This is a genomic window from Serratia sp. D1N4 (assembly GCF_054552755.1).
On sequence record NZ_CM137274.1, the window covers coordinates 2,294,805 to 2,319,960 of the forward strand.

At 52.2% G+C, this 25,156-nt stretch carries 22 protein-coding genes; 13 read left to right on the forward strand and 9 right to left on the reverse strand.

Translation table 11 applies throughout. The features are described from left to right. Positions 1–52: 52 nt before the first annotated feature. On the reverse strand, positions 53–535 hold the full coding sequence (locus ACX1CU_RS09920; RefSeq protein ID WP_459402390.1) for a RidA family protein: 483 nt from the start codon (positions 533–535) through the stop codon (positions 53–55). A 110-nt stretch (positions 536–645) separates the two neighbouring features. Beyond that, positions 646–1,488: a class I fructose-bisphosphate aldolase gene (locus ACX1CU_RS09925; protein WP_459402391.1), complete on the reverse strand. Its 843-nt coding sequence runs from the start codon at positions 1,486–1,488 to the stop codon at positions 646–648. Between the two features lie 498 nt (positions 1,489–1,986). On the opposite strand from ACX1CU_RS09925, the gene ACX1CU_RS09930 reads away from it, so the two are divergent. The 3 genes from ACX1CU_RS09930 (at position 1,987) to ACX1CU_RS09940 (ending at position 5,547) form a co-directional block, all read left to right on the forward strand. Further along, complete coding sequence (locus tag ACX1CU_RS09930; RefSeq protein ID WP_459402392.1) at positions 1,987–2,916, forward strand: sugar ABC transporter substrate-binding protein; 930 nt, start codon at positions 1,987–1,989, stop codon at positions 2,914–2,916. Between the two features lie 88 nt (positions 2,917–3,004). Continuing rightward, positions 3,005–4,489, forward strand: coding sequence for a sugar ABC transporter ATP-binding protein (locus tag ACX1CU_RS09935; RefSeq protein WP_459402393.1), 1,485 nt, complete (start codon positions 3,005–3,007; stop codon positions 4,487–4,489). A 17-nt stretch (positions 4,490–4,506) separates the two neighbouring features. Next, positions 4,507–5,547, forward strand: coding sequence for an ABC transporter permease (locus tag ACX1CU_RS09940; protein WP_459402394.1), 1,041 nt, complete (start codon positions 4,507–4,509; stop codon positions 5,545–5,547). Between the two features lie 39 nt (positions 5,548–5,586). On the opposite strand, the gene ACX1CU_RS09945 is transcribed toward ACX1CU_RS09940, so the two are convergent. Continuing rightward, positions 5,587–6,111 carry an NlpC/P60 family protein gene (locus tag ACX1CU_RS09945; RefSeq protein WP_459402395.1) on the reverse strand — a complete coding sequence of 175 codons (525 nt, stop codon included), beginning with the start codon at positions 6,109–6,111 and terminating at the stop codon, positions 5,587–5,589. Positions 6,112–6,740: 629 nt separating this feature from the next. Here ACX1CU_RS09945 and ACX1CU_RS09950 point away from each other — a divergent pair. Further along, positions 6,741–7,166: a hypothetical protein gene (locus ACX1CU_RS09950; protein WP_459402396.1), complete on the forward strand. Its 426-nt coding sequence runs from the start codon at positions 6,741–6,743 to the stop codon at positions 7,164–7,166. Positions 7,167–7,298: 132 nt separating this feature from the next. After that, positions 7,299–9,350 (forward strand): fimbria/pilus outer membrane usher protein, encoded by a 2,052-nt coding sequence (locus ACX1CU_RS09955; RefSeq protein ID WP_459402397.1) that lies wholly within the window; start codon positions 7,299–7,301, stop codon positions 9,348–9,350. Positions 9,351–9,437: 87 nt separating this feature from the next. Here the strand turns inward: ACX1CU_RS09955 and pcaD are convergent, their stop codons facing one another. The 4 genes from pcaD to ACX1CU_RS09975 are packed head-to-tail and all read right to left on the reverse strand — an operon-like array spanning position 9,438 to position 12,751. Next, positions 9,438–10,193, reverse strand: a complete 756-nt coding sequence (gene pcaD / locus ACX1CU_RS09960) for a 3-oxoadipate enol-lactonase (RefSeq protein WP_459402398.1) — start codon at positions 10,191–10,193, stop codon at positions 9,438–9,440. A gap of 1 nt (position 10,194) precedes the next feature. Then, a complete protein-coding gene (pcaF, locus tag ACX1CU_RS09965; RefSeq protein WP_459402399.1) occupies positions 10,195–11,397 on the reverse strand; it encodes a 3-oxoadipyl-CoA thiolase in 1,203 nt (400 codons plus the stop codon). Continuing rightward, positions 11,375–12,055, reverse strand: coding sequence for a 3-oxoacid CoA-transferase subunit B (locus tag ACX1CU_RS09970; RefSeq protein WP_459402400.1), 681 nt, complete (start codon positions 12,053–12,055; stop codon positions 11,375–11,377). Before ACX1CU_RS09970 ends, pcaF begins: the two co-directional genes overlap by 23 nt. 9 nt (positions 12,056–12,064) lie before the next feature. Further along, entirely contained in the window at positions 12,065–12,751 is a 687-nt protein-coding gene (locus ACX1CU_RS09975; protein ID WP_459402401.1) for a 3-oxoacid CoA-transferase subunit A, read from the reverse strand. Between the two features lie 242 nt (positions 12,752–12,993). Between ACX1CU_RS09975 and ACX1CU_RS09980 the strand changes: the two genes are divergently transcribed. Then, positions 12,994–13,827: an IclR family transcriptional regulator domain-containing protein gene (locus tag ACX1CU_RS09980; RefSeq protein ID WP_459402770.1), complete on the forward strand. Its 834-nt coding sequence runs from the start codon at positions 12,994–12,996 to the stop codon at positions 13,825–13,827. 6 nt (positions 13,828–13,833) lie between these two features. Here the strand turns inward: ACX1CU_RS09980 and ACX1CU_RS09985 are convergent, their stop codons facing one another. After that, a complete protein-coding gene (locus ACX1CU_RS09985) occupies positions 13,834–14,739 on the reverse strand; it encodes a LysR family transcriptional regulator (protein WP_459402402.1) in 906 nt (301 codons plus the stop codon). A gap of 112 nt (positions 14,740–14,851) precedes the next feature. On the opposite strand from ACX1CU_RS09985, the gene ACX1CU_RS09990 reads away from it, so the two are divergent. The 7 genes from ACX1CU_RS09990 (at position 14,852) to ACX1CU_RS10020 (ending at position 21,877) form a co-directional block, all read left to right on the forward strand. After that, positions 14,852–15,961 carry a muconate/chloromuconate family cycloisomerase gene (locus ACX1CU_RS09990; RefSeq protein WP_459402403.1) on the forward strand — a complete coding sequence of 370 codons (1,110 nt, stop codon included), beginning with the start codon at positions 14,852–14,854 and terminating at the stop codon, positions 15,959–15,961. Positions 15,962–15,990: 29 nt separating this feature from the next. After that, positions 15,991–16,281 carry a muconolactone Delta-isomerase gene (gene catC, locus ACX1CU_RS09995; protein ID WP_076941261.1) on the forward strand — a complete coding sequence of 97 codons (291 nt, stop codon included), beginning with the start codon at positions 15,991–15,993 and terminating at the stop codon, positions 16,279–16,281. Between the two features lie 169 nt (positions 16,282–16,450). Further along, on the forward strand, positions 16,451–17,371 hold the full coding sequence (gene catA / locus ACX1CU_RS10000) for a catechol 1,2-dioxygenase (protein ID WP_459402404.1): 921 nt from the start codon (positions 16,451–16,453) through the stop codon (positions 17,369–17,371). A 152-nt stretch (positions 17,372–17,523) separates the two neighbouring features. Further along, the gene (gene antA / locus ACX1CU_RS10005) at positions 17,524–18,915 is read left to right on the forward strand and encodes an anthranilate 1,2-dioxygenase large subunit (protein ID WP_459402405.1); all 1,392 of its coding nucleotides are present in this window, start codon (positions 17,524–17,526) and stop codon (positions 18,913–18,915) included. Positions 18,916–18,932: 17 nt separating this feature from the next. Beyond that, a complete protein-coding gene (antB, locus tag ACX1CU_RS10010) occupies positions 18,933–19,436 on the forward strand; it encodes an anthranilate 1,2-dioxygenase small subunit (protein WP_459402406.1) in 504 nt (167 codons plus the stop codon). 62 nt (positions 19,437–19,498) lie between these two features. Continuing rightward, positions 19,499–20,512, forward strand: coding sequence for an anthranilate 1,2-dioxygenase electron transfer component AntC (gene antC / locus ACX1CU_RS10015; RefSeq protein ID WP_459402407.1), 1,014 nt, complete (start codon positions 19,499–19,501; stop codon positions 20,510–20,512). A gap of 36 nt (positions 20,513–20,548) precedes the next feature. Then, complete coding sequence (locus ACX1CU_RS10020) at positions 20,549–21,877, forward strand: MFS transporter (RefSeq protein WP_459402408.1); 1,329 nt, start codon at positions 20,549–20,551, stop codon at positions 21,875–21,877. 58 nt (positions 21,878–21,935) lie between these two features. Here ACX1CU_RS10020 and ACX1CU_RS10025 read toward each other — a convergent pair whose 3' ends face one another. Next, positions 21,936–24,875 carry an HD domain-containing phosphohydrolase gene (locus tag ACX1CU_RS10025; RefSeq protein WP_459402409.1) on the reverse strand — a complete coding sequence of 980 codons (2,940 nt, stop codon included), beginning with the start codon at positions 24,873–24,875 and terminating at the stop codon, positions 21,936–21,938. Positions 24,876–25,156: the final 281 nt, after the last annotated feature.

The following is a 25,156-nucleotide window of genomic DNA, read 5'->3' on the forward strand; positions in this document are numbered from 1 at the left end:
AATGAGGTAATTAATGTTTTAAACTGATTAGCGGATTATTTCCAAAGTTAGATCACAATAATTCCAGCTCCGCTTCAATCTCTACTGGGACATTCCATGGGAGACCTGCGACACCAATAGCAATTCGAGAATGAGAACCTATCTCCGTTCCAAAAACATCCTCAATGAGTTGAGATGCAGGGTTGATTACTTTCGGAAAATCTACAAAGTTTTGTGAGGAATTCACCATGCCAGAGACCCTGACCCAAGCGGCAATACGATCCAAGTTGCCTAATTCTCTTTGAAGGCTGGCAAATATAGACAGCATGGTTAAATGTGCTGCCGTTTGTGCTTCTTCAAGTGAAATAGCATCACCTACCTTACCAAATGGCCCAATAATTTGGCCCTGTTGATCAATCGGTACGTGACCAGATACGAGAACGCGTTGGTTATGTACACGTACAAACACCGCTGGAATCTTTATCCCTGGAGGTAAAGTCCAAGGTTGCGGTAACTCAATATTTAGTTGTAACAAACGGTCTTTAATGCTCATCATATCCCCTAAAAAGGTAAGAGTACGCTAACGTGTTGTCTTAAACTGGCACTTACCCGGCCATAAGAAGAAGGTGTACGTCAGTGAAATTCTGCGCACACCCATTCAATGCATCAACCCTGCCGATAAATCTCCAATGCCTGCTTGCCGCTGGCACCTTGATGGACGATCGCCATCAGTGCGCTGACCACCCGTGACGGATTGCTGTGCTGATAAACATTGCGGCCATACACCATCCCGCTGGCACCTTGGGCCATCAGTGTGGCGGATTTTTCCAGCACCGCGCTCAATTCCCCTTTGCCACCGCCGCGTACCAGCGTTGGGCAGCGCGCCGCCTCCACAATGCGGTGGAAATCTTGCACTCGCTCGGTGGGATCGGCTTTGATGATATCCGCCCCCAACTCCCGCGCCAACCGGACCAGCGGCACCATTTTCTCGATATCCCCCAGTGAACTGTAGGCAGCCCCCAAGCCCGCAGGGGCCATCACCAGCGGTTCGATCATCAGCGGCATGGCGTAGCGCTCGCAGGCGTGGCGCAGGCGGCCGATATTCTCTACGCACTGGCGGAAAATGCCGGGCTCATTGGGGATCATGTACAGATTCACCACCACGGCGGCGGCGTCCATCTGCAATGCGGCCAGAATGGGTGCTTCCGGGTTGTGCAACACCGCCCACATTTCACGGTGGCGTGCGGCGTTATAGGCGTTGCCAATGTCGGTGCGCATCACCAGCGCCGGTTTGTTACGCAAAGGGATGCTCTGCAGCAGATCGGCCTGGCCATAGTTGACCTGAATGGCGTCCGGTTGGGCCGCAATCAGGTTGTGCATCACTTGTTCAATATCTTCCAGCCCAATCAAGAAATCAGGCTCGTTAGCAATGCCGTGGTCGATCGCCACATCCAGACATTTTCCCTGATTAAACAGGCGGTTCATCCGTACTTTACTGCTCAATTGCATGCCAATACTCCTGATGCTGTGGTTATTTCAGTATTACCGAGCGGTGGCGATTACGACAGGTGGGATGCGTTAATTGCGCTCAGGTTCGCATATTTAACGCAAGAAGCAGGCGGCACCTATCAAGCGATCGCAGGGAATAGGATGCGTTTGTCGTCATTTGTTAGATCCATGTCATGTTTTTGTTACCCGCCGATACCAAAATGCATGTTTCGCTTGTTTGGGTTAAAAAATTTCAATAATCTAAATTATGAAATAAATATTTGATTTTCGTGTTGGGCACTAAGGCTAGATCGGGGATTAAACTTCAATATATTGTTTTTAATCTATTTTTATGTGTCATCTAAGCGTTCGAACTCCTCCTTTTCACGGTGATAAATGCAGTGATTTACCGTTTAAAAAAGAGAAGTACGGGTAGATTGTTGTTTGAATGTAAAAAATATTTTTCATTGACTGCTAAATCAGCAGGCCTCTCATTCTAACGATTAAAGGGTACAGAACATGAAGCTGAAGAAATTGATCGTCACCTCGGTGTTGATGTGTATGTTGCCAGTCAGCGTGTTTGCTAAAGACATTAAAATCGGCGTATCGATGGCGCATTTTGATGACAACTTCCTCACCATTTTGCGCCAGGCAATGCAAAGCAAAATGAAAGAAACCGGTAACGTCAGCGGCCAGTTTGAAGATGCCAAAGGGGATATCGCTCAACAGATCCAGCAGGTGGAGAACTTTGTCAGCCAGGGTGTGGATGCCATCATCCTCACCCCGGTGGATACCCAAGGGGTGAAACCGATGATCAAGCTGGCGGAAAACGCCAAAATCCCGTTGGTGTTTATTAACCGACGCCCCGAAGCCGCATTGCCTGCCGGTATGGCCTATGTGGGATCAGATTCCAAGCTGGCCGGAAAGTTGCAAATGGAAGAACTGGCCAAGTTGATGAACGGCAAAGGCAATGTGATGATCCTGCTGGGGGAGCTTTCCAGCGAAGCCACCCGCGATCGGACTCGCGGCGTTGAGGAAGTGGTAGCACAATATCCAGGCATTCATATCGTCGATAAACAGACGGCCAAGTTCTTCCGTAAAGAGGCGGTGGACGTGACCACGGATTGGATCCTTTCCGGTCAGCAGATTGATGCCATTGCTTCCAACAACGATGAAATGGCGATTGGAGCCATTCTGGCGCTGAAACAGGCGAAAAAAAGCGGCGTATTGGTGGCCGGCATAGATGGCACACCGGATGCGCTGGAGTTTATCAAGAAAGGCGATCTCAGCCTCAGCATCTTCCAGGATGCCAAAGGCCAGGGTGAGGGCGCGGTACAAACCGCCATCCAATTGGTGAAAGGCGAAAAGGTCGAAAGCAGCGTGATGATCCCTTATCAACTGATTACCGAAGCCAACTATCAGCAATTTGCTGGTAAAAACAACAAATAAAGGTTAGCTCCTGAATTTTCCCTTCGTACCTGATTGCAGTGGTAAATCAGGTACGGATGTGTTGGGTATAAAGGCGGAGGTAAGCGGTATGCATCCCTATGTACTTGAGGCTGAGGGCATCAGTAAACAGTTCCCCGGTGTTAAAGCGTTGGATAACGTTTCCATTAAAATCAAACCGGGCAGCGTGCATGCATTAATGGGTGAAAACGGTGCCGGTAAATCGACGCTGATGAAATGCCTGATTGGTATTTATCGTCCTGACGCTGGCATTATCAAAATCAAAGGCCAGCCGATCACTTTCAGCGATACGCTGGAGGCGCTGCACTCGGGGATTTCGATGATCCATCAGGAACTCAATTTAGTGCCGCATATGACGGTGGCAGAAAATATTTGGCTGGGGCGCGAGCCCGCCCGATGGGGTTTTGTGAATCACGGCGAGCTTAATCAAAAAACCCGCGAACTGCTGCTGCGGCTGAATATTAAGTTAGCGCCGGAAACCATGGTGGGTGATTTGAGCATTGCCAGCCAGCAGATGGTGGAAATTGCCAAAGCGGTTTCTTATAACGCCGACGTATTGATTATGGATGAACCGACCTCGGCATTAACCGAAGGTGAAGTGGTACATCTGTTTGCGATTATTCGTGAACTGCGAGAGCAGGGCAAAGGGATTATTTACATCAGTCACAAGATGGATGAAATCTTTGCGATTACCGATGAAGTCAGCATCTTTCGTGACGGCACCTTTATCACCAGCGATAAAACCGAAAACCTGACCAAGCAATCGCTGATCACCATGATGGTCGGCCGCGAATTAACCCAAATGTTCCCCAAATTCAATAACAACATCGGCGAAGAGGTGCTGCGCGTTGAAGGCTTGCGCCGTGCCGGGTGGTTCCAGGATATCTCTTTTAACCTCAAACGCGGTGAGATTCTGGGCGTTGCCGGGCTGGTGGGGGCAGGCCGCAGCGAAGTGATGGAAAGCCTGTTCGGTATGCACCCGGCAGAGGCAGGCCAAATCTTGATTGAAGGCCAGCCGGTGAAAATAGATTCGCCGTCAAAAGCCATCGAACAGGGGCTGGCTTTTCTCACTGAGGATCGCAAAAAGTCCGGGTTGTTTCTGGTGCTGTCAGTGGTCGAGAACATGAGTATTGTCAACCTCTCCGAATATATTGGGAAAAACGGTTTTGTCAGCCACGTGCAAATGGCGCAAGACTGTATGGACCAGATTAAGAAACTCAATATTAAAACCCCGACCATGGATCAGATTATTAATAATCTCAGCGGCGGTAATCAGCAGAAGGTATTAATTGCCCGCTGGCTGTTGGCACAGCCGAAAATATTGATCCTCGATGAGCCCACGCGCGGTATTGATGTGGGGGCAAAGGCAGAAATATATCGGCTGATCAGTGAACTGGCGAACCGTGGCGTAGCCATTATTTTGGTTTCGTCGGAGTTGCCGGAAATTCTTGGCATGAGCGATCGTGTCATGGTGATGCACGCTGGGCGAATCACCGGGATTTTGGATAAAGACGAAGCCGATCAGGAAAAAATCATGGCGCTGGCCTCGGAATAACCTAAAGGTGGACCACAATGAGTAACGCAAATCTGGAAAAAACGTTCACGGCGGCACCGCCGCATAAAACCACTTTGCTTTCCGGTTTGAGCGGCAAGATGCCGAAAGACACCGGCATTTTCGTCGTGATGATCGGTATTGCGCTGATTTTCGAAATTCTTGGTTGGACCGTACGCGACCAATCCTTTCTGATGAACCCCAACCGGTTGCTGCTGATTGTGTTGCAGGTGGCGATCATCGGTATTATTGCGGTGGGCGTGACCCAGGTCATTATTACTACCGGTATCGATCTGTCTTCCGGCTCGCTGATTGCCCTGACGGCGGTGGTAGCAGCCAGCCTGGCGCAAACCTCAGACAGTATTTCCCCGATGTATCCTGCTTTGCTCGATCTGCCTGCCGCTATCCCGATTGGTGCCGGGATCGGCGTCGGCATTCTCTGTGGTTTTATCAACGGTTTCCTGATCACTCGCACCGGCATTCCGCCGTTTATCGCCACGCTGGGGATGATGGTGTCGGCACGTGGTCTGGCGCAGTATTACACCAAGGGTAACCCGGTCAGTTTTCTGTCTGATGGTTTCACAGCGATCGGTCAGGGTGCCATGCCGGTGATTATTTTCCTGGTGATCGCGGTGATCTTCCATATTGCGCTGAAGCATACCCGCTACGGTAAATATGTTTATGCCATCGGCGGCAATATGACGTCGGCCAGAGTTTCGGGCATCAACGTCAATAAATACCTAGTGACGGTCTATACCATTGCGGGTGGGTTGGCGGGGTTGGCTGGCGTGGTGCTGGCGGCACGCGTCAGCAGCGGGCAGTCAAGCATGGGGGTTTCTTATGAGCTGGATGCCATCGCGGCGGCGGTGATTGGTGGCAGCAGCCTGATGGGCGGCGTGGGGCGTATTACCGGCACCCTGATTGGGGCGGTGATCCTTGGCCTGATCAAAAGCGGTTTCACCTTTATCGGCGTGGATTCCTACATTCAGGACATCATCAAAGGCATCATCATTGTGGCCGCAGTCGCCATTGATATGCGCCGTAACCGCAAGAAAGCGTAACCACTATCTGCCGCCGGTTTAACCGGCGGCAGAGTGAACTCAGGCTTCGGCATGATTGAGGCGCCGTGCCTGAACGTATTTTGTCTTCCAGTACTGATTATCTAATTCTGAAACCGTAACGCCCACTTTGGTGGAGGCATGAAGGAACTTGCCGTCCCCGATGTACACGCCAACATGGCGTTCGCGCGCAGAGGTTTTAAAAAACACTAAATCACCAGTAGCAAGATCGTCTTTGGCAACGTGTGAACCTAACTTGCTCTGCTCGTGCGAGCTTCTTGGCAAGCTGAGTGAAAACTCATCGGCAAAAATGCGCTGCATATAGGCAGAGCAATCAATCCCTTTGCGTGAGTTGCCGCCGAACTTGTAGCTTACGCCTTCCCATTCATCATAATGAGTCAGGATTTTTTTAAGTCGTTGCGTGTCGTTATGCCCTGATTTTGCAGGGTTGCTTTCACGAGCAAACGATGAATTAAAAAAATCCGACTTGGTGCTGGTACTTGCTGCGGCAGAGAAAGTGAATAACGAGGTCAAAACAAAAATCAACGGAGTAAAAATCTTTAGCATGGTTACATCTGAAGTTAAGTAGCTGTTTGTAGGGCTAACTCCCGTTAGGGAACCTGTGAATGGGGAGACTCTACACAAAAACAGCGCAAAAATAAACCAAAAAATGGTTATTTTTTAATCTTAAAGTTTCAACTAATTGTTATTATTGTATTTTTCAGAGGTTTTTATCAACATCGTCTTTTAGTATCGACGGGTTTTCAGCTAAGGGGCGCAGAGAATATTCAGGAAAATCGCATTCATGTTATTGACCAGGAATATATATTGGGAAAAAGAGCCCATTCGTGTAGTAAAGGAAGTTTCTTGGCTTATGGTAGGAATAATTCGAATCTTAGAGTGAAATAATGTTGTTTGTTTATTTAATACATCAAATTATAGATTAATCCTAAGCTGTTTTCTTAAGTGGTGATGCAATGATTAATCATTTTTTTGGTGTGGCTATTCGGCGTTATAGAGTAGATCTATACAATATAAAAATTAGTTAGCAATATAAATTAAAATCGTATATTGACACGTAAAGTTAATGTTTTAATATACGCAAATTAGTCTTTTATTATTATAAAATCTGTCATTGGTTGTCAGATCGGAGAGTTTTCTCTGTTTTTTATTTAAACTACATGGAATAGTGTGATATGAAACTCAAATTAGTATTGACGTTGATTGCTGCTGGTTTTGCTATGAACGCGGCGGCCAAAACAGCCGTGGGTGGCTATGAGTGGGCTGATAGTAACCTGAATAGTTGCGTTAATACGCTGACATCTGCTTCAGTGTCGGCAAAGAATAAAGACGTATTGGTTGTACCCGGCGGTACCTGTACCATGTCGGTTAATGCAGCAGAAAAAGCAATGGTTATCGATAATGCGTCAATTCAATCTAACGAGAAAGAGTTGGCTGTTCTGATGAAAAAAGTTCAACCTTATCTCGATAAAGGATTTGATAATACAGGGATGAAGTTGTGGAGTAGTTATTACACGCTTGATCAAGATAATAAAAAAATTATCCAGATCAACCAGACTCGTACCAGCAAGCTTGCCATTATTAAACCTTACATTAAATAAACCTTTGGTGTGATTTAATTGCCAGAGAACGAAGAGCCTAGCGGAGCTTCGTTCTCTTTTATTACCTTGCCAGTCAATAATATTTAGGCAGATGGCGAAAAGGTGGTTTCGTGCATTAAAAAGGGATTTAGGGTGAAGGCTTTACTTATCACGCTCGTATTCTGTAGTCTCCCAGCATCTGCAACTCCCTCACAAATTGTTAATCTGATCTTTGAGCTGGAGCCTCAGGGGAAAACGACTCTCACCACGCTCGAAGGTGATGGTTGTATTGCCAACACCGCGCTGCAAAACATTACCGGCCTGAAAAACCTGGTTGCCAAGGACCGTAGTTGTACCACATTCACCGAATTGAGTGACGCAGGGTTTAGCATTGATCAATTCAGTCAGTTAAATTTGGTGGTGATCCGAAAAATTCAGGAGGAACATCAACATAATGAAATTGATCAAGGCATTGATGCTGCATTTATCAACTATGAACTCGACCGGTCACAGGAGCAGAGCAATAATCAAAATCGCATCAGCGAGAATTACCAGCTCGACTCAGGGGCAAACCTAAGTGGCTGGATGTTGCGACACAGCGGTCACTACAGTCAGCAAAATGGAGAACGGGGTTGGCTTAATGATTCTCTCTCTATGAGTCGCAATCTTTTGTCAGCAAGATCGGTTCTGAAACTGGGTGATGGTAATGGCAGTAGTGATATCTTTAGCAGCAATTCACGTACAGGAGTGGCTATTTATAGCGACGATCGCCTGTTGCCAACAGGTAAGCGCCCGGTGATGGGCAATATTCAGGGCGTGGCGCGTACTTCTGCCGAAGTCACTATTCAGCAAGGCGATCGCATTTTACTGCGGAAACGTGTGAAACCCGGAACTTTCAGCTTTAAAGATGTTGAAGTGGCCGACTCTGAAAATGCATTGATGCTGATGGTGCGTGAATCCGATGGCACAGTCACGGTGACGACAATTCCATTATTGGTGTTACCTACCACCACGGCGGCGGGTAATATCAAATATGACTTTTTTGTCGGGCAAACACGGCCTGAGGTTTGGGATACTGCAGCAAGCAAACCTTATTCACAATTGACCAGCGTTTATGGGGTTAACAAAACAGTCTCTGCTTATGGCGGCTATATCTATGGCAATAACTATTTTGCCAGTGCGTTAGGGGTAGGGCTTAATTTACGCAAGGCCGGGCTGTTCTCTGTAGATTATAAAGGGGTACGCTACCGAACCCACAGTGAGGAGAACAAATACGGCGATGCGATTAAAACGCGTTATGCCGTAGGGATGCTGGGCGGGCAACTGACTACGAATATTCAGGCCACTTATTACCCAAACAGTAAATATCTTTCGCTCACTGAGTTCGTCGATACGCAAGCGGAAGATCCTGAATATCCCTTTATGTCAGAGATGTATGCCAATCGTAAATATCAGTTGGAAGCCAGTTTGCAGTATAATTTGCAACAAGGTTCGCTATTCAGTTCCCTTTCGAACAGTTGGGATCGCACTGGGCAGAGAACCACTATGCTCAATACTGGCCTCACGGTCTTGCACAAGAGCATCAGCTATTCGGCATTTATGACCTATATGAAGAGCAGTAACTACAGTGAAGATCGGATCATTAATTTCAGCGTAGGTATTCCGCTCAGCATTTTTGAAAATAACAATATCAGGCTACAGCCTGGGCTGAATTCCAACAACGGCAAGATCAGCAAATCGTTGATGGTCTCTGGTTCGGTGCTGCGCGATTCAAGCTTCAGTTACAGCGGCAGCGTTGATGAGCAATATCATCAGACCTCGGCTTTCGCCAACTACCAGTACAGCGCGGGTGATACAACGTTACGTTACACGCAGGCTCCCGATCGAGAGAGGGTAACTTACAACCAAACAGGCAGCGTGGTTCTGCACTCTCAAGGCGTGACCCTGGGGCAACGAGTGGGGGATACCTTTGGCATTGCCTGCATTGAGCAAACGCCCGGCATTGGCATCATTAATCAGATTGGTTTGACCACCAACAGTCAAGGATGTGCGGTGGTAAGCAATTTAGCTGCCTATAGCGATAACCGCATTGCTGTTGATCAAACGACATTACCAGCGGGGAAAATCGTTGCTAACGATGACAGTATCTATCCTGCTGAAGGTGCCATTGTGCTGAGAAAATATCAGCTCAAGGCGATGCCATAGTTTGAAGTTGCAGCGCTATTGGCCTGCAACTTCAAATACCGGGCTTGTTTTCTGCCCGGTATGACCACAGTGTTTCCGAGGCGCAACCTAGGCAGTAAAAAAGTCGGTCACCTGCTGGTTGAACAGCGCCGGGCAAGCCACGTTGGAGATGTGTGAAGCGGGCAAAGTTGCCAGCTGCGCATCGGGGGCGTTGGCAACCAGCCATTGGGCGTCTGCCACGGTAGTGACCGGATCGTGCTCCCCGGCAATCACCAGCATTGGGGTGGCCATGCGCGGCACTTCAGCCCGTAGATCGGCCTGCGCTAACGCTTGGCAGCAGGCGGCGTAGCCTGCCGCATTTCCCTGTGCCAAGGTTTTTACCAAGCTGGCGACCCGTTGCGGTTGTTCGCGCTGGAAATCCTCGGTAAACCAACGGGCGGGAGAGGCTGCGGCGATAGGTGCCAGCCCATCTTGCTGCACCTGTTGTGCGCGCTGCTGCCAACCCTCCGCATTGCCGATCCGCGCGGCGGTGTTGGCCACCGCCAGCTTATGGAAACGCTGCGGGTGGTAACGGTTGAGCCACAGGCCGGTCAGCCCGCCCATCGAAATACCGCAGAAATAGGCGCGTTCCACATCCAGCGTATCGAGCAGGGCGATCACGTCCTGGCCCAAAATCTCAAGCATTAACGGAACCGCGGGCAGCGGCGTAGCACCGTGCCCGCGCTGGTTATAGCGCAGCACGCGGAACTGTTGGGTCAACGCCGCCATTTGCGGTTGCCACAGTTCAAACGTGGTGCCCAGCGAGTTAGACAGCACCAACAAGGGTGCTGTGCTTGGGCCATCCAGGCGATAGTCGATATTCATTTCATACCCTCTCGATAATCAGGGCAATGCCTTGGCCGACGCCGATGCACATGGCGCATAAGCCATAACGGCCGCCGGTTTTTTGCAGTTGCCAGGCCGCATTCATCACCAGCCTGCCGCCAGAAGCCCCTAAAGGATGGCCGAGGGCAATAGCACCGCCGTTCGGGTTCACCTGCGGCGCGTCGTCTGCCAGCCCCAGTTCGCGCGTCACCGCCAGCGCCTGTGCGGCAAAGGCTTCGTTAAGTTCGAATACATCCATCTGATCCAACTTTAACCCGGCGAGGTTCAACACTTTACGCACCGCTTGTACCGGGCCAAAGCCCATAATGCTGGGTTCAATACCGGTTACGGCACTGGCGACGATGCGCGCCATGGGTTGCAGCCCATGTTGTTGCACGCCGCGTTCGCTGGCTAACAGCAGGGCGCAAGCGCCGTCATTAAGGCCGGAAGCGTTGCCCGCGGTGACGGTTCCCTGTGGGTTGACCACCGGTTTCAGTTTTTCTAACGCCTGGAGCGTGGTGGCTCTGGGATGCTCGTCCTGAGTAAACAGCAGTGGCTCACCTTTCTTTTGTGGGATGCTGACTTCGGTCAACTGACTGGCGAAGAATCCACTCTCCTGCGCGGCGGCGGTGCGCTGCTGGCTGCGTAGGGCAAAAGCGTCCTGATCGTGGCGGTTGATGCCAAACTTCAGCGCGACGTTTTCCGCAGTCTGCGGCATGGATTCCACACCGTACAGCGCTTTCATCTGCGGATTGATAAAGCGCCAGCCCATGGTGGTGTCTTCCAGTTGCATGCTGCGGCTGAAGGCGCTTTCCGCTTTGCCCATTACAAACGGCGCACGCGACATGCTCTCTACGCCACCGGCGATCAGCAGATCGCTTTCCCCAGTTTTGATCGCGCGTGCGGCCATCGCCACGGCATCCAGGCTGGAGCCGCACAGGCGATTAACGGTGCAGCCGGGCACCGACGTCGGCAGGCCCGCCAGCAGCAGCGCCATACGCGCCACGTTGCGGTTGTCCTCACCAGCCTGATTGGCACAGCCCAGCAGCACATCGTCCAGCGCGTGCCAATCCAGCGTGGGGTGGCGCTGTTTCAGTGCCTTCAGCGGCAGGGCGGCCAGATCGTCGGCGCGAATAGTGGCTAAGCTGCCGTTAAGCTTGCCGAATGGGGTACGGACGGCATCACACAGATACGCTGGATTCATGCTGTTTCTCTCCATGCTGAAGGGCAAAAGTCAGTTCGACCGGGGTGATTTCCTGTAGTTGCTGCGGCGTCAGGCCACCAAAGATTTCACGCACCACCAAACCTTGCGGCGTAACGTCGATCACCGCCTGATCGCTGTAGATACGTTCAATACAGCCGATTCCGGTCAGAGGATAAGTGCACTCTTTGACGATCTTACACTCGCCTTTCTTGGTCAGGTGTTCGGTCATCACAAATACCTGACGTGCGCCGATGGCTAAATCCATCGCGCCACCTACCGCCGGAATAGCACCCGGTGCGCCGGTGCTCCAGTTGGCCAGATCGCCACGTTCCGAGACCTGATAGGCCCCCAATACACAGATATCCAGGTGCCCGCCGCGCATCATGGCGAAAGAGTCACCGTGGTGAAAAAAGCAGCCGCCGGGCAACAGGGTAACCGCCTGTTTACCCGCGTTGATCAGCTCAGGATCTTCTTCACCAGCGGCCGGTGCCGGGCCCATGCCGAGAATACCGTTCTCGCTGTGCAGGAAGATCTCTTTGTCGGCGGGCAGGTAGTTGGCGATCTGGGTCGGAATGCCGATCCCCAAGTTCACGTAGGCCCCTTCTGGGATATCGCGCGCAATCCGCTCGGCCAACTGCGCATGAGTGAGTTTTGACATAACTATTCCTTAAGCTGAAAGCTGCTGGCTGTTAGCGGGAGAGATAACCAAGCGCTGCACGAAGATCCCTGGGGTAATCACGGTTTCTGGATCCAGTTCACCCAGTGAAACCTGCTGATTAACCTCGGCGATGGTACAGGTGGCGGCCATCGCCATGATCGGGCCGAAGTTGCGCCCGGTTTTGTTGTACACCAGGTTGCCCCAGCGATCGGCGCGTTCGGCCTTGATCAGCGCGAAGTCGGCCTTCAGCGGCAGTTCGAACACGTACTGGCGGCCATCGATCTCGCGGGTTTCTTTATTGGCAGCCAGCAGGGTGCCATACCCCGTCGGAGTATAGATCCCACCGAGCCCAGAACCCCCGGCTTGTATGCGTGCGGCCAGGTTGCCCTGTGGGATCAGTTCCAGCTCCAGTTCGCCACGGCGGTAGAGATCGTCAAACACCCATGAGTCTGACTGGCGCGGGAATGAACAAATCACCTTGCGCACGCAACCGGCCTTCAGCAGCGCTGCCAGGCCGAAATCACCGTTGCCCGCGTTGTTGCTGATCAGCGTCAGTTCGCGCGGGCGGCGGCGGATCAGCGCATCCAGCAGGGCATAAGGTTGGCCTGCCGGGCCAAAGCCCCCCACCATCAGGGTAGCGCCATCATGAATATCGGCCACGGCGGCGTCGGTGGAAGGCATGCTTTTGTTGATCATTTCTTCTCCTGAGTATGCGGTTGATTAGGGTGCCAAGATGTTTGGCTTGCTTTAACTTAGGGGATGAAAAATCGACCGGCAAGTGCGATTATCAGCATGTTGTGCGATTATCGGTGCTTTTGTTATTTTGATGTTAATTTTGTGACGCAGGTAGATAATTTGGCATTTGCCGCCGTCCATCACGCTGTTTCTGGCGGCTCGGCGTATAGTGTTCTGATTCGTATGGAAAATTGGAGTCAATGATGAATGATAAACCGGAGTTTGCTACCGAAGAGTTGCAGCGGCTACAGGAAATCAGCGAATTGGCCAACGACCAATACAAGGGTGATCCAAACTTTATGGCCTCGTTGGCCAGAGGGCTGGAAGTATTGCAGGCGTTCAAACCGCAATACTCGGAGATGTCGGTGTCTGAAATCAGCCAGATCACCGGCATTCCACGCGCTGCGGTGCGCCGCTGCCTGTATACGCTGAATGCGCTGGGGTTTGTGCATTGCCCGGATGGCCGTCATTATCGCCTGTTACCCCGCGTGCTAACTCTAGGCCATGCCTATCTTTCTTCTTCGGAGCTGGCGAAAGCGGCGCAGAACTCGCTGGATTACCTGAGCAAGCTGCTGAACGAGTCCTGCTCGGTAGCAACGTTGGACGGTGACAATATTCTGTATATCGCCCGCGCTTCGGTAAAACGCATCATGACTATCGATCTGGGGCGTGGCAGCCGCCTGCCAGCCTATGCCACGTCGATGGGGATGGTGTTGCTCAGCGCGTTGAATGAGCCACAACTGGAAGAGTACCTGTCGCGGGTGGCGATCGAACCGCTGACCGGTTTTACCGTCGCCAGTGCCGAGGCGCTCCGTGCCGAACTGGAGCAGGTACGCCGCCAGGGTTATGCGATCAACGATCAGCAACTGGAGATCGGCCTGCGTTCTATCGCGGTGCCGATGTATTCGCGCAAAGGTGGGGTGGTCGCGGCGATGAACGTGGGGGTCAATGCCTCGCAGGTCCCGGCTTCAGAACTGCGTGAAAGAGTCTTGCCCCAGTTGCAGCGTGCGGCAATGGAGCTGGCACTGTTGCTGTAGCTCACCTCAGGGCTTGATGTAGCTGATGCCTTCTTCTTCATACAGGCCGTAGATCATTTGCAGCAGCGTCTTGATATCTTCTGACTCATCCAGCAAGCGGGTGCTCATGATGATCGGCGAAACCAGATACTGCTCATTTAACGCTTTATAGATCACATCCTGGCGCTTCAGGCTGTGCAGGCAATGAGGCACCAGCGTGACGCCTTCGCCTGCGGCCACCAGCCCTAAAGCCACCTGAAGCTCGCGCACCTCCATGATTTTGCGCGGTTCAAGCGCGCGATCGCGAAAGGTTGCCAGCACCTGGTCGGCAAAGCTTGGCCGTGGAGTTTGCGGATAAACGATCAGGGTCTCAGCTTGCAGGTGGCGCAGCGTCAGTTCAGGTGCGTTCGCCAACGGATGATCGGCCGCTAACGCTGCCATCAAGGTTTCATCGCGCAGGATAATACGGCGCACGTTGGCATCTTCGTAGCGGATGCGGCCAAAACCCACATCGATTCTGCCCTCTTTCAGCGCCTGGATCTGCTCCATGGTGGTCATCTCTCGCAGGCTCATTGCGACTTGCGGGTATTGCGTGCGAAAGCGGCGGATCAGCCGTGGCATGATCCCGTACAGCGTTGAGGCGACAAAGCCAATCGACAGCGAACGTTCCAACTGCCCAACGCGCTGGGTCATCGACTTCAGTTCGACGCTTTGGGCGAGAAATTGCAGCGCATGTCCGTAGAAGAAACGGCCCGCTTCGGTCAGCTTGAGCGGGCGAGAGCCGCGTTCAAACAGTAACACACCCAGATCTTCTTCCAGTTGCTGAATTTGCCGGCTGAGCGGTGGCTGGCTGATGTGCAGCCGTTCTGCCGCGCGGCTGAAGTTCTGTTCTTCCGCGACGGCGACAAAATAACGTAAATGACGCAGTTCCATAGCTATACCTTTAAGGTATGAAGACGATGCCAAATCGGTGTTAGACGGCCAGCATATGTTGGATATAGGGTTATATACAACCTGAACCTGCCAAGTTTGATACCGGAAAAATATGATTAAAGCTATTGAAACTCTGCTGCTGGATGTTCCGGCAATCCGCCCCCACCGCCTGTCGGTGGCCACGGTGAATGTGCAAACCCTAGTGCTGGTGCGTGTGCTGTGTGACGACGGGATCGAAGGCTGGGGCGAAGCGACCACCATCGGTGGCCTGAGCTACGGCGAAGAGAGCCCGGAAAGCGTGAAGGTGAATATTGATACCTATCTGGCACCGTTGCTGATCGGCATGGAAGCCAGCCAGGTGGCACCGGCCATGGCCAGGCTGCGTAAGTCGATCCAGGGCAACCGTTTTGCCAAATGCGCGCTGGAGACGGCGCTGCTGGATGCGCAGGCGCGGCGGCTGAATATCCCGCTGAGTGAACTGCTGGGTGGCCGCGTGCGTGACGCGCTGCCGGTAGCCTGGACGCTGGCCAGCGGCGATACGCAGAAAGATATTGCGGAAGCAGAAAAGATGCTGGAGCTGCGCCGCCACCGTATTTTCAAGCTCAAGATTGGCCTGCGGGCGGTCGATGCCGATGTGGCACACGTGTTGGCCATCAAGCGGGCGTTGGGGGATGACGTCAGCGTGCGCGTCGACGTCAACCAGGCCTGGAGCGAACTGGATGCGGAACGCGGCATCGCCGCACTGGAAGCGGGCGGGATCGATCTGATCGAACAGCCGATCCGTGCAGAAAACCGCGCCGGTCTGGCTCGGCTCGCCAGGCGTTTTACCGTGCCGATTATGGCGGACGAAGTGCTGAAAGGGCCATTGGACGCCTTCGATCTGGCTACCCATGCCGGTGCTGATGTGTTCTCGGTGAAAATCAGCCAGTCCGGCGGCCTGACCCAGGCGCGGCAGGTGGCCGATATCGCCACGCTGGCGGGGATCGGCCTGTATGGCGGCACCATGTTGGAAGGGGCGATCGGCACTGCGGCTTCTGCTCAGGTGTTTTCCACCTTCAGCGATCTCAGCCAGGGTACCGAACTGTTCGGCCCGCTGCTGCTGACCGAAGACATTCTGACCGAACCCTTGGTTTATCGCGATTTTATGTTGCAGGTACCCACCGGGCCGGGGCTGGGGATTGAGATCGACCGCGACAAAGTCGCCACCCTGCGCCGTTGCTGACAGAACATCACGCTTAAGGACCGATCGCTATGTTGTTTCACGTAAGAATGGACGTCAATTTACCCGCCTCAATGCCGGAAGCTGAGGCTGCCGCACTGAAGGCCACCGAGAAAGCTCAGTCGCAGGCGCTACAGGCCAGCGGCCAATGGCGCCATCTGTGGCGCATTGCAGGGCAGTATTCCAACATCAGCCTGTTTGACGTCAGCAGTATTGATGAGCTGCATCAACTGCTGTCGCAACTGCCGCTGTTCCCTTACATGAAGATTCAGGTGATGCCATTGTGCCGTCATCCTTCCTCTATCAGGGAGGACGATCGCTGAGTCAGGCCGCTGGTTGCATCATCTGCCAATGTTTATGTCGCTGTTCCCTGCCGGGTGAATACCCACAGGGAGAATAAAAAAGAAAGCCGTTAAAACCAAAAATAGCCGCAGGACTGTACCCCCTCGGCCCAGTAATTGTTTACTGCCAATATGAATACGGAGCAATGACATGACTCATAACGACATCGACACCCTGGTCAACAGCTTTATTGTTGACACCGCCAAAGGCGAAGTTAACCCACGCGTTCAGCAGGTTACCGTGCGTTTATTAGGCGATCTGTTTAAAGCGATTGAAGATCTGGATCTTCAGCCGAGTGAAATCTGGAAAGGGCTGGAATATCTGGCAGAAACCGGTGCTAGCCACGAAATGGGGCTGCTGGCCGCCGGGCTGGGGCTGGAGCGTTTCATTGATATCCGCGCCGACGAAGCCGAAGCCAGAGCAGGTCTAACCGGCGGTACGCCGCGCACCATCGAAGGGCCGCTGTACGTGGCCGGTGCGCCGGTCTGCCAAGGGTTTGCCCGCCTGGATGACGGCACAGAAAGTGCCAAAGGCGAAGTGCTGTTTATGCAGGGCACGGTAATGGACGCTAACGGCAAACCGCTGCCGGGTGCCACCGTTGAAGTCTGGCACGCTAACCTGATGGGCAACTATTCGTTCTTCGACAAGAGCCAGCCCGCGTTCCACCTGCGCCGCACCATTGTGACCGACAGCCAGGGTAACTATCAGTTCCGCAGCATCGTGCCGTCTGGCTACGGTTGCCCACCGGAAGGCTCCACCCAGCAGTTGCTGAACCTGTTGGGCCGCCATGGCCGCCGCCCGGCGCACATCCACTTCTTCGTCTATGCCGATGGTTACCGCAAACTGACCACGCAGATCAACATCGACGGTGACGAGTACCTGTGGGATGACTTCGCCTTCGCCAGCCGTGAAGGGCTGGTGCCGCAGGTGAACAAGATTTCTGCACCGGATCAGTTGGACAGCAAGCAACTCAACAAACCTTTCTCTTCGATCGACTTTAACTTCACGCTGCATAAAGAACGCACTGCTGCGCCAGAAGCCGAAGTGGAACGCAAACGCGCTCAAGCGTAACCCGGCCTATCACTGCCTCTATTCAGGGGCAGTGAGTCTCTCTTGAATATCGTCCGCTGGAGCGAACGCCTGCCTTCATTATTTTAATATATTCAGCCGCCTGGCACTGCATATGCGGAGCCGGGGGCCAAGGGTATAACAGGAGCATTAATGTGAGCACGCCACAAGAACTACAAAACTGGCAGCATGTTATTGAAAACAGCCTCGACTTTCGGCCGCAGGAGGGGGTTTATCGCATCGCCCGCTCAATGTTTACCAACCAGGAGCTGTTTGACCTGGAAATGGAGCTGATCTTCGAGAAGCAGTGGATTTTTGCCTGCCACGAAAGCCAGATCCCTAATCCACACGATTTTATCACCGTGCAAGCGGGCCGCCAGCCGATGCTGGTCACCCGTGACGGCAAAGGGGAACTGCACGCGCTGGCGAATACCTGCCAGCATCGCGGTGCTACCCTGACCCGCGTTTGCCAAGGCAACCAGAGCACCTTTACCTGCCCGTTTCACGCCTGGTGCTACAAGTCCGACGGCGTATTGGCAAAGGTCAAAGCCCCGGCGGAATACGGCACTGATTTTGATAAAAGCCGCCATGGTTTAAAAGCGGCACGCATCGCCAGCTATCGGGGCTTTGTGTTTATCAGCCTGGATACCGAATCCGAACAGAGCCTGACCGAATTCCTGGGCGACACCACGCTGTTTTTCGACATGATGCTGGAGCAGTCCGAAAGCGCCGAACTGGAAGTGCTGCCCGGTATCTCGACCTATACCTATCCGGGCAACTGGAAGTTACAGAATGAGAATGGGCTGGATGGTTACCACGTCAGCACCGTTCACTATAACTACGTCTCGACGGCCAACCACCGCCGTGAGCTGAATATCCAACGCAACGGTGCCAGCGACAGCACGCTTGACTACAGCAAGCTGGGTGCCGGGGATAAAGATACCGACGACGGCTGGTTCTCGTTCAAGCATGGTCACGGTTTGCTGTTCAGCGACATGCCCAACGCCGCTGACGTGCGCCCCGGTTATGGCCGCATCATGCCGCGCCTGCTGGATAAATATCCGCAGGAGCGCGCGCAGTGGACCATGCATCGTCTGCGTAACCTGAATATCTATCCCAGCCTGTTCTTTATGGATCAGATCAGCTCTCAACTGCGCATTATCCGCCCGGTCAGTTGGAATAAAACTGAAGTGATCAGCCTGTGCCTGGGGGTGAAAGGGGAGTCAGATCGGGATCGCGAAAGCCGTATCCGCCAGTTTGAAGACTTCTTCAACGTTTCCGGCATGGGAACGCCGGACGATCTGGTGGAGTTTCGCGAGCAGCAGCGCGGGTTTGAAGCGCGCAGCACGCCGTGGAGCGATATCTCCCGTGGGCATCAGCATTGGCAATACGGTGCAACGCGCAACAGCGACATTTTAAATATAGCGCCTGCGATCACCGGTACCGAAATTACCCATGAAGGGCTGTATGTCAACCAGCACCGCGCATGGCAGCAGATGATGCTGGCAGGGCTGGAGAAAAAAATAGCGCAGGCGGCGGCCCGCTGAAATGACGGAGATAAATCATGCAAAACATTACGCCTGAGCAGCAGCAATATGCCGTTGAACAATTTTTATTCCAGGTATCAGAGGCCTGCGATCATCAGGATTGGGATCGCTATCTTGGCTATTTCACCGAAGATGCCGAGTTTCATGTGCCGCAGTGGCGCAGTGAACATGAGTACACGCAGGATCCAAAGCGCGAAATGTCGCTGATCTACTATGCCAACCGTTCTGGTCTGGAGGATCGGGTATTCCGTATTCGCACCGGTAAGTCAGCCGCCTGTACGCCGATGCCGCGTACGCTGCACCTGATTGATAACGTGCGCTGCCAGGCGGGTGAAAATAACCCACTGGCCGTTAGCGTCAACTGGGTAACGCACTACTACCGCTTTGGCGAAAGCCGCCATTTCTTTGGTCGTGCCAACTATCGTCTGTGCTGGCAAGACGAACAGTTGAAAATTGCGGGGAAACACGTGCTGCTGCTGAATGACAAGATCGACTCAGTGCTCGATTTCTACCATCTCTGATTAGCTTTGGTACGGCGGCTGCGGCCGCCGTTGCTATAAACAGTAATGATACAGGAGTAACCATGACCCATCGCGCCGCCATTATTTTCCGGGACGGACTCACGCAGTTTATTCAGGTCGAGCAACACGAAAAACTGTTGGATGCGGCTTTTCGCCACGGGATCCAGCTGCCGCTGGACTGCCGTGAAGGGGTTTGCGCCACCTGCCGTGGGCGCTGCGAGTCGGGAACCATCGAAATGGAGTATGTCGATGATGATGCGCTGAGCGCCAGCGATCTGGCGCAGGGCTATATGCTGGCCTGCCAGACCCGGCTGACGTCGCCAGGTTCTTTCTACTTTGATATCGACTCCAGCATTTGCAACATCAGCCAGCAGAACTATCGCGGGCGGGTGAGCGCGCTGAACCTGCTCTCCGATACCGTTGCCACTCTGGAAATCACCCTGGAAGCGGGGGAACCGGTGCTGCACTATCTGCCGGGGCAGTATGCGCGTATTCAAATCCCCGGCAGTGAGGAAAGCCGTGCCTATTCGTATGCCAGCGCCAGCGCGCAATCTTCGGTAGTGCGCTTTTTGATTCGTTTGTTGCCGAGCGGGTTGATGAGTGACTATTTACGCCAGCGTTGTCAGGTGGGGGATAGCATCAGTTTTACCGCCCCGTTCGGCGCATTCTACCTGCGTGAAGTGAAGCGTCCGCTGCTGTTTGTCGCCGGGGGAACCGGGCTGTCGGCGTTTCTCAGCATGCTGGAAAGCCTGGCTGAACAAGGGGATGGTGGGCAACCTATTGCACTGTATTACGGCGTAAACCGCGAGAGTGAGATCAGCGAACTGGAGCGGCTCGACTCATTGACCCAACGGCTTGGCAATTTCAGCTATCAGGTGGTGGTGGTCGATCCCGGTGCTGAATGGCAGGGCAAAAAAGGCTGGGTGACCAATGCATTGGAAAGCCATCTGCTGCAACAACCGTTCGATGCCTATTTGTGCGGGCCACCGCCGATGATCGAGGCGACCTGCAACTGGCTGTCTGCCCAACCGGTAGCCGAACATCAGGTCTATTTTGAGCGCTTTGTTTCCAGCTGATTACCGATCAATAACTTTACGCCAAGGAGCGTTTCTATGGCTCAGATCGAGTTAAACGTCGTTAATATTACGCCAATAATCGACAATGCAAAGTTTCAGAATATCCACCGTCTCACTATTTTTTGGTGTGCTTATATTATTATATTCGACGGTTATGACCTGGCCGTATTGGGGGTTATTCTCCCCAAGTTAATGGCTGACTGGGGATTAACCGCCACTCAGGCTGGCTTATTGGGTAGCTATACGCTGATTGGTATGATGGTGGGCGCACTTTCACTGGGTTCGCTCTCAGATAAAATAGGTAAAAAGAAGGTGATTACCCTCTGCGTGATTACCTTCAGCTTATTTACCTTTCTCTGTGGGTTTACCGTTAATGCCAACCAGTTTGGCTGGTGCCGTTTTATTGCTGGCATAGGCTTAGGCGGCGTGATGCCTAATGTTACCGCGCTGACCAGCGAATACTCGCCGAAAAACAGACGCAGCTTAATGGTAGGCTTAATGTTCAGTGGTTATTCCATCGGTGGAATGTGGGCTGCAATATTAGGTATCTACTTAATTCCGCTGCTGGGCTGGCAGTCTATATTCTATGTTGCCATTTTCCCCATTCTGTTTTTACCCTGGATGTTAAAACATCTGCCTGAGTCAGCGGCCTTTTTAATTAAAACCAAACAAAATGAACGCTTAAAGAGTGCGCTGGAAAAAATTGATCCGAATTATATTCATCAACCCGGGACCGAATTTGTCAGCCAATCGACTCTCGGTGCTGGCCCGGTAAAAATGGCCATTGGGGATTTATTCGCCGGGGGCCGACTATTAAGCACCCTGATGATCTGGCTGGTCTTTTTTATGTCGCTGTATGTGATCTATGGCATGACGTCCTGGTTACCTAAACTGATGCTGCAGGCCGGTTATCCTTTGGGTTCCAGCCTGATGTTCCTGTTTACCTTACACTTTGGCACCATTGCCGGTGCGTTAAGCAGTTGCTGGCTAATGGATAAAGTGAGCGGTAGAACCGTGTTGATCGGTTACTTCCTGTTGGGATCGGTGACGATTGCGCTTTTAGGCGCTCAAAGCTCAATGAGTCTGCTGTATTTGTTGCTGCTTATCGCCGGAGCCAGCACGATCGGCACTCAGATCGCCATGACCTCTTATGTCGCCCGTTTTTACCCCAGCACCATGACGTCGACGGGGCTGGGTTGGGGATTGGGGATCGGGCGTATCGGGGCGATTCTCGGCCCTTTTGCGGGGGGGTTGTTAATCGATATGGAATTAACGCTACAACAAAACTTTATGGCGTTCGCCCTACCGTCATTATTGGCCGCCGGTTGCATGTTTTTTGTTAATCCACGGCTAGCGGCTTCTTAACCCCTAGGCAGATGAACACCAATACCCGCAGGCAGTTGCGGGTATTGGTTTATTGAGATCACAGGGTGATATTCTGCGGGCCGAGTTTCTGTATCAGCGCCGCAATATCCACTTCATCGACTTTATCTGCCTGCAAATGGGCCACGCCGTAATCGCGCCAGACGCCCGATTGCAGGAACAGAATAAACAACTCACGATCCAGATGATTTTCGTTCACCATCGCCGTCATGATCTTCAGCGCTTCTGATAACATTTTACCTGGCTTATAAGGGCGATCGGCGGCGGTCAGCGCTTCAAATACGTCGGCAATTGCCATCATCCTGACCGGAATGCTCATTTGCTGATAGTTCAGCTGATAGGGGTAACCCTTGCCGTCCATACGCTCGTGATGGCCACCGGCAATGATCGGCACATTCGCCATCGTGCGTGGGAACGGCAGCCTGTTCAGCATAATAATCGTCTGCATAATATGCTCGTTGATCTTATAACGCTCTTCTTCATTCAGCGTGCCCCGGCGAATTGAGAGGTTATAAATTTCCCCGTAGTTATAGAGATAAGTAGGTTCCTTGAGCTTGAACTGGTAGCTCTCTGGCAGGTGATTTTTGCTATCCCGATAGACGATATGCTCTTCTTTATCCGCCAACATGGCTTCCTGCACCGGCAAGTCACGCGCTGGCTGGCGGGTTTTGCGTGCCCATTCGGCCTGAGAAACCCCGGCGGTATCGTCCAAGGTGCGGGTCCATTGATAGCTGGCAATCTGCCGAATGCGCGCGAGCGCATCGTCAGACAGAAACTCACCGCCGACGTTGCATTGGGCGATAAAATAGAAATCTTCATCCAACTGGCGGAGTTCCTCTGCCAGCTGTTGTTCCGCCGCCGCATCGTCGGTGGTGGGGAGCCGGTTGCGCAGCGAGAGGATCTCTTTTTCTCTTTTCAATACTTCAAAGCGCATGCGTATTTCGTGAATGCGATCGTAAATCAGCTCCAGCTTGGTGGCTTTATCCACCACAAATTCCGGCGTGGTGATCTTGCCACAGTCGTGCAGCCAGCAGGCGATGTGTAACTCTTCCCACTCGTTTTCTGACAGGGCGAAATCGGCGAACGGGCCGTCTTGCACCTCAACGGCCGCCTTGGCCAACATTTTGGTAATCTCGGGCACGCGCTGACAGTGGCCACCGGTATAGGCGCTTTTGGCGTCAATCGCTCCGGCGATCAGCTCAATAAAGGCATTCAGCAGATTTTTTTGCTCTTGCAACAAATACTGCGTTTCTATGGCGACAGATAAACTGCCGACCAGCGCGTTGACCAACTGTACTTTGGCGCTCTGGCGTTCGGCATTTAATTCGGTAGTACTAAATAGCAATAAGAATCCTAATAACTCTTCATCATGCGTTTGCATGGGGACGGCAATATAGTGCAGAGGGAGATAGGTCTGGAAAAATGCGCGCAGCGGGGTGGGAATATGCTCATGATCCAACACCCCAGAAACCGATTGGCCTTCCCGGATCTGCCAAAATGTGGCGAAGTTATCGGGATCGAATGGTATTGCGTCAATCTCTGATATTGGGATGTCTTGGTCGTTCCAGTGGAAAGCGATAGGGGTAAAGATATCTTTGTTTTTATCGGTCAGGAAAATCACCCCGCCGTTCATGGCGGCGATATCTGCGGTTTCATTCAGCAACCCCTGCATTTGTTGAGGGAAATTGTCTTTGGCCGACAATATGCTGCCCATCGAAATAAATTGCTTCAGCGTCTGTTTCATTTTGGACATGGCGCGATGTAAATCGTCAACTTCTTCAATGACCGAATGTTCAGGTTCTCTATCATCAAAGATCAGATTGCTGATGGCTTCGGCATCTTTCCGTAAGCTAATTAGCGGGCTGGAGATGCGTAACGAGAAATACCAGACAAGCGGCAGGCTGAGCAGCAAGAGAACAAAAGCCACCAACGTTGAGCGGTTACGAATCGAATTGGCCCCCAGGATGAGATAAGCGGCCGGGGTCGCAATCACCAACTGATAGTTATTGCTATTATTCTCGATGTTGACAATGGAACCGTACCAATCTTGGCCCTGTGTCTTAAACAGGAGACTATTACCTTGGTTATCAGCGCCATTATTATGATGAAGATCTAACAGCGCTTTTAATACTGGAAAATGTTCGATGCCGTTGAAACTCTTATCATTTTGCATCTGCGCATTCGGGATTATCGGCTGGCTGGCGATAACTTGATTGGCAAAATTGATAATGGCCGCTTGGCTACCGGGGGGCAGATGCTGCTGCTGTAAAAATTGCGACAGCAAAGACAGCGTCACATCCAGGCCAATAACGGCCTGTCCGTTATCCGCTTGGCGGCTATAGGTGAAGCCAACCAGCCCTGTTCCTTTGAAAGTATAAATCGGCGAGGTGACTAAACTGTGCTGTTTTGCTGCTTCAATAAACCAGCTGCGCGTACGCGGATCAAAGGGGGGATTGTCGAGGATCCTGTCGGCGACCACCTGTTGCTGGCTGTCCAGATAAACCATGCGGTATTCAGGCTTATCGGCTAGAAAACGATTACTTTGTACTATCCACTGCACATGTTCTGGCACTTGGAAAATGGGGCGGCTAGCCTCAGTGACGCGCCGCAGCATAAAGAAATCGCCATTGGAATAAGCGATGTATATCGAACTGGCATAATCATTCTGCTTGAGTATTTCAATAAATTTACCCACAGCAGCCATTCTTTGCTCGAACGTTGAGGCTTCGGTAATCGGCATGTCAGTCAGAATATTGACCGACATCATCATGGTTCGCGTCACCGCATCTAATTCAGCGGCAATAGCCTGACCGGTTTTCTGATACTGCTGGTTGGTGCTGATCCCGGTTAATTTGGTCAATTGGCTATGGCTGAAAATAACAATCGCGCTGCCGATAGAAACAATCAGCAGCATAAACAGCGCGGCAATCTGGATATGCAATGGGTAACGATTTTTTAGCCCAGATAAATGGCCTAGCATAGAAGCAACCTTGGATGAATGTTTTCCCACTGCTCTAATCATAGACGACGGACGACAAGCTGAAAGTTTTGCATCCTTTCCTACGTATTCAAGCTCTCGCTAACCCCCACTTTTCTGAGCAATTTTGCATAAATTTTTGCAGTACGCTTGTTTCATGCGAAATGTCATGGAATGTAATTAATTATAACCATTACATTTACATGGTTATAACCCTGAAGATACCTGCCTACGCCAGCGATATAAAAGGTCATAACGCTAACCATTTATTGATGCCTTTTTTA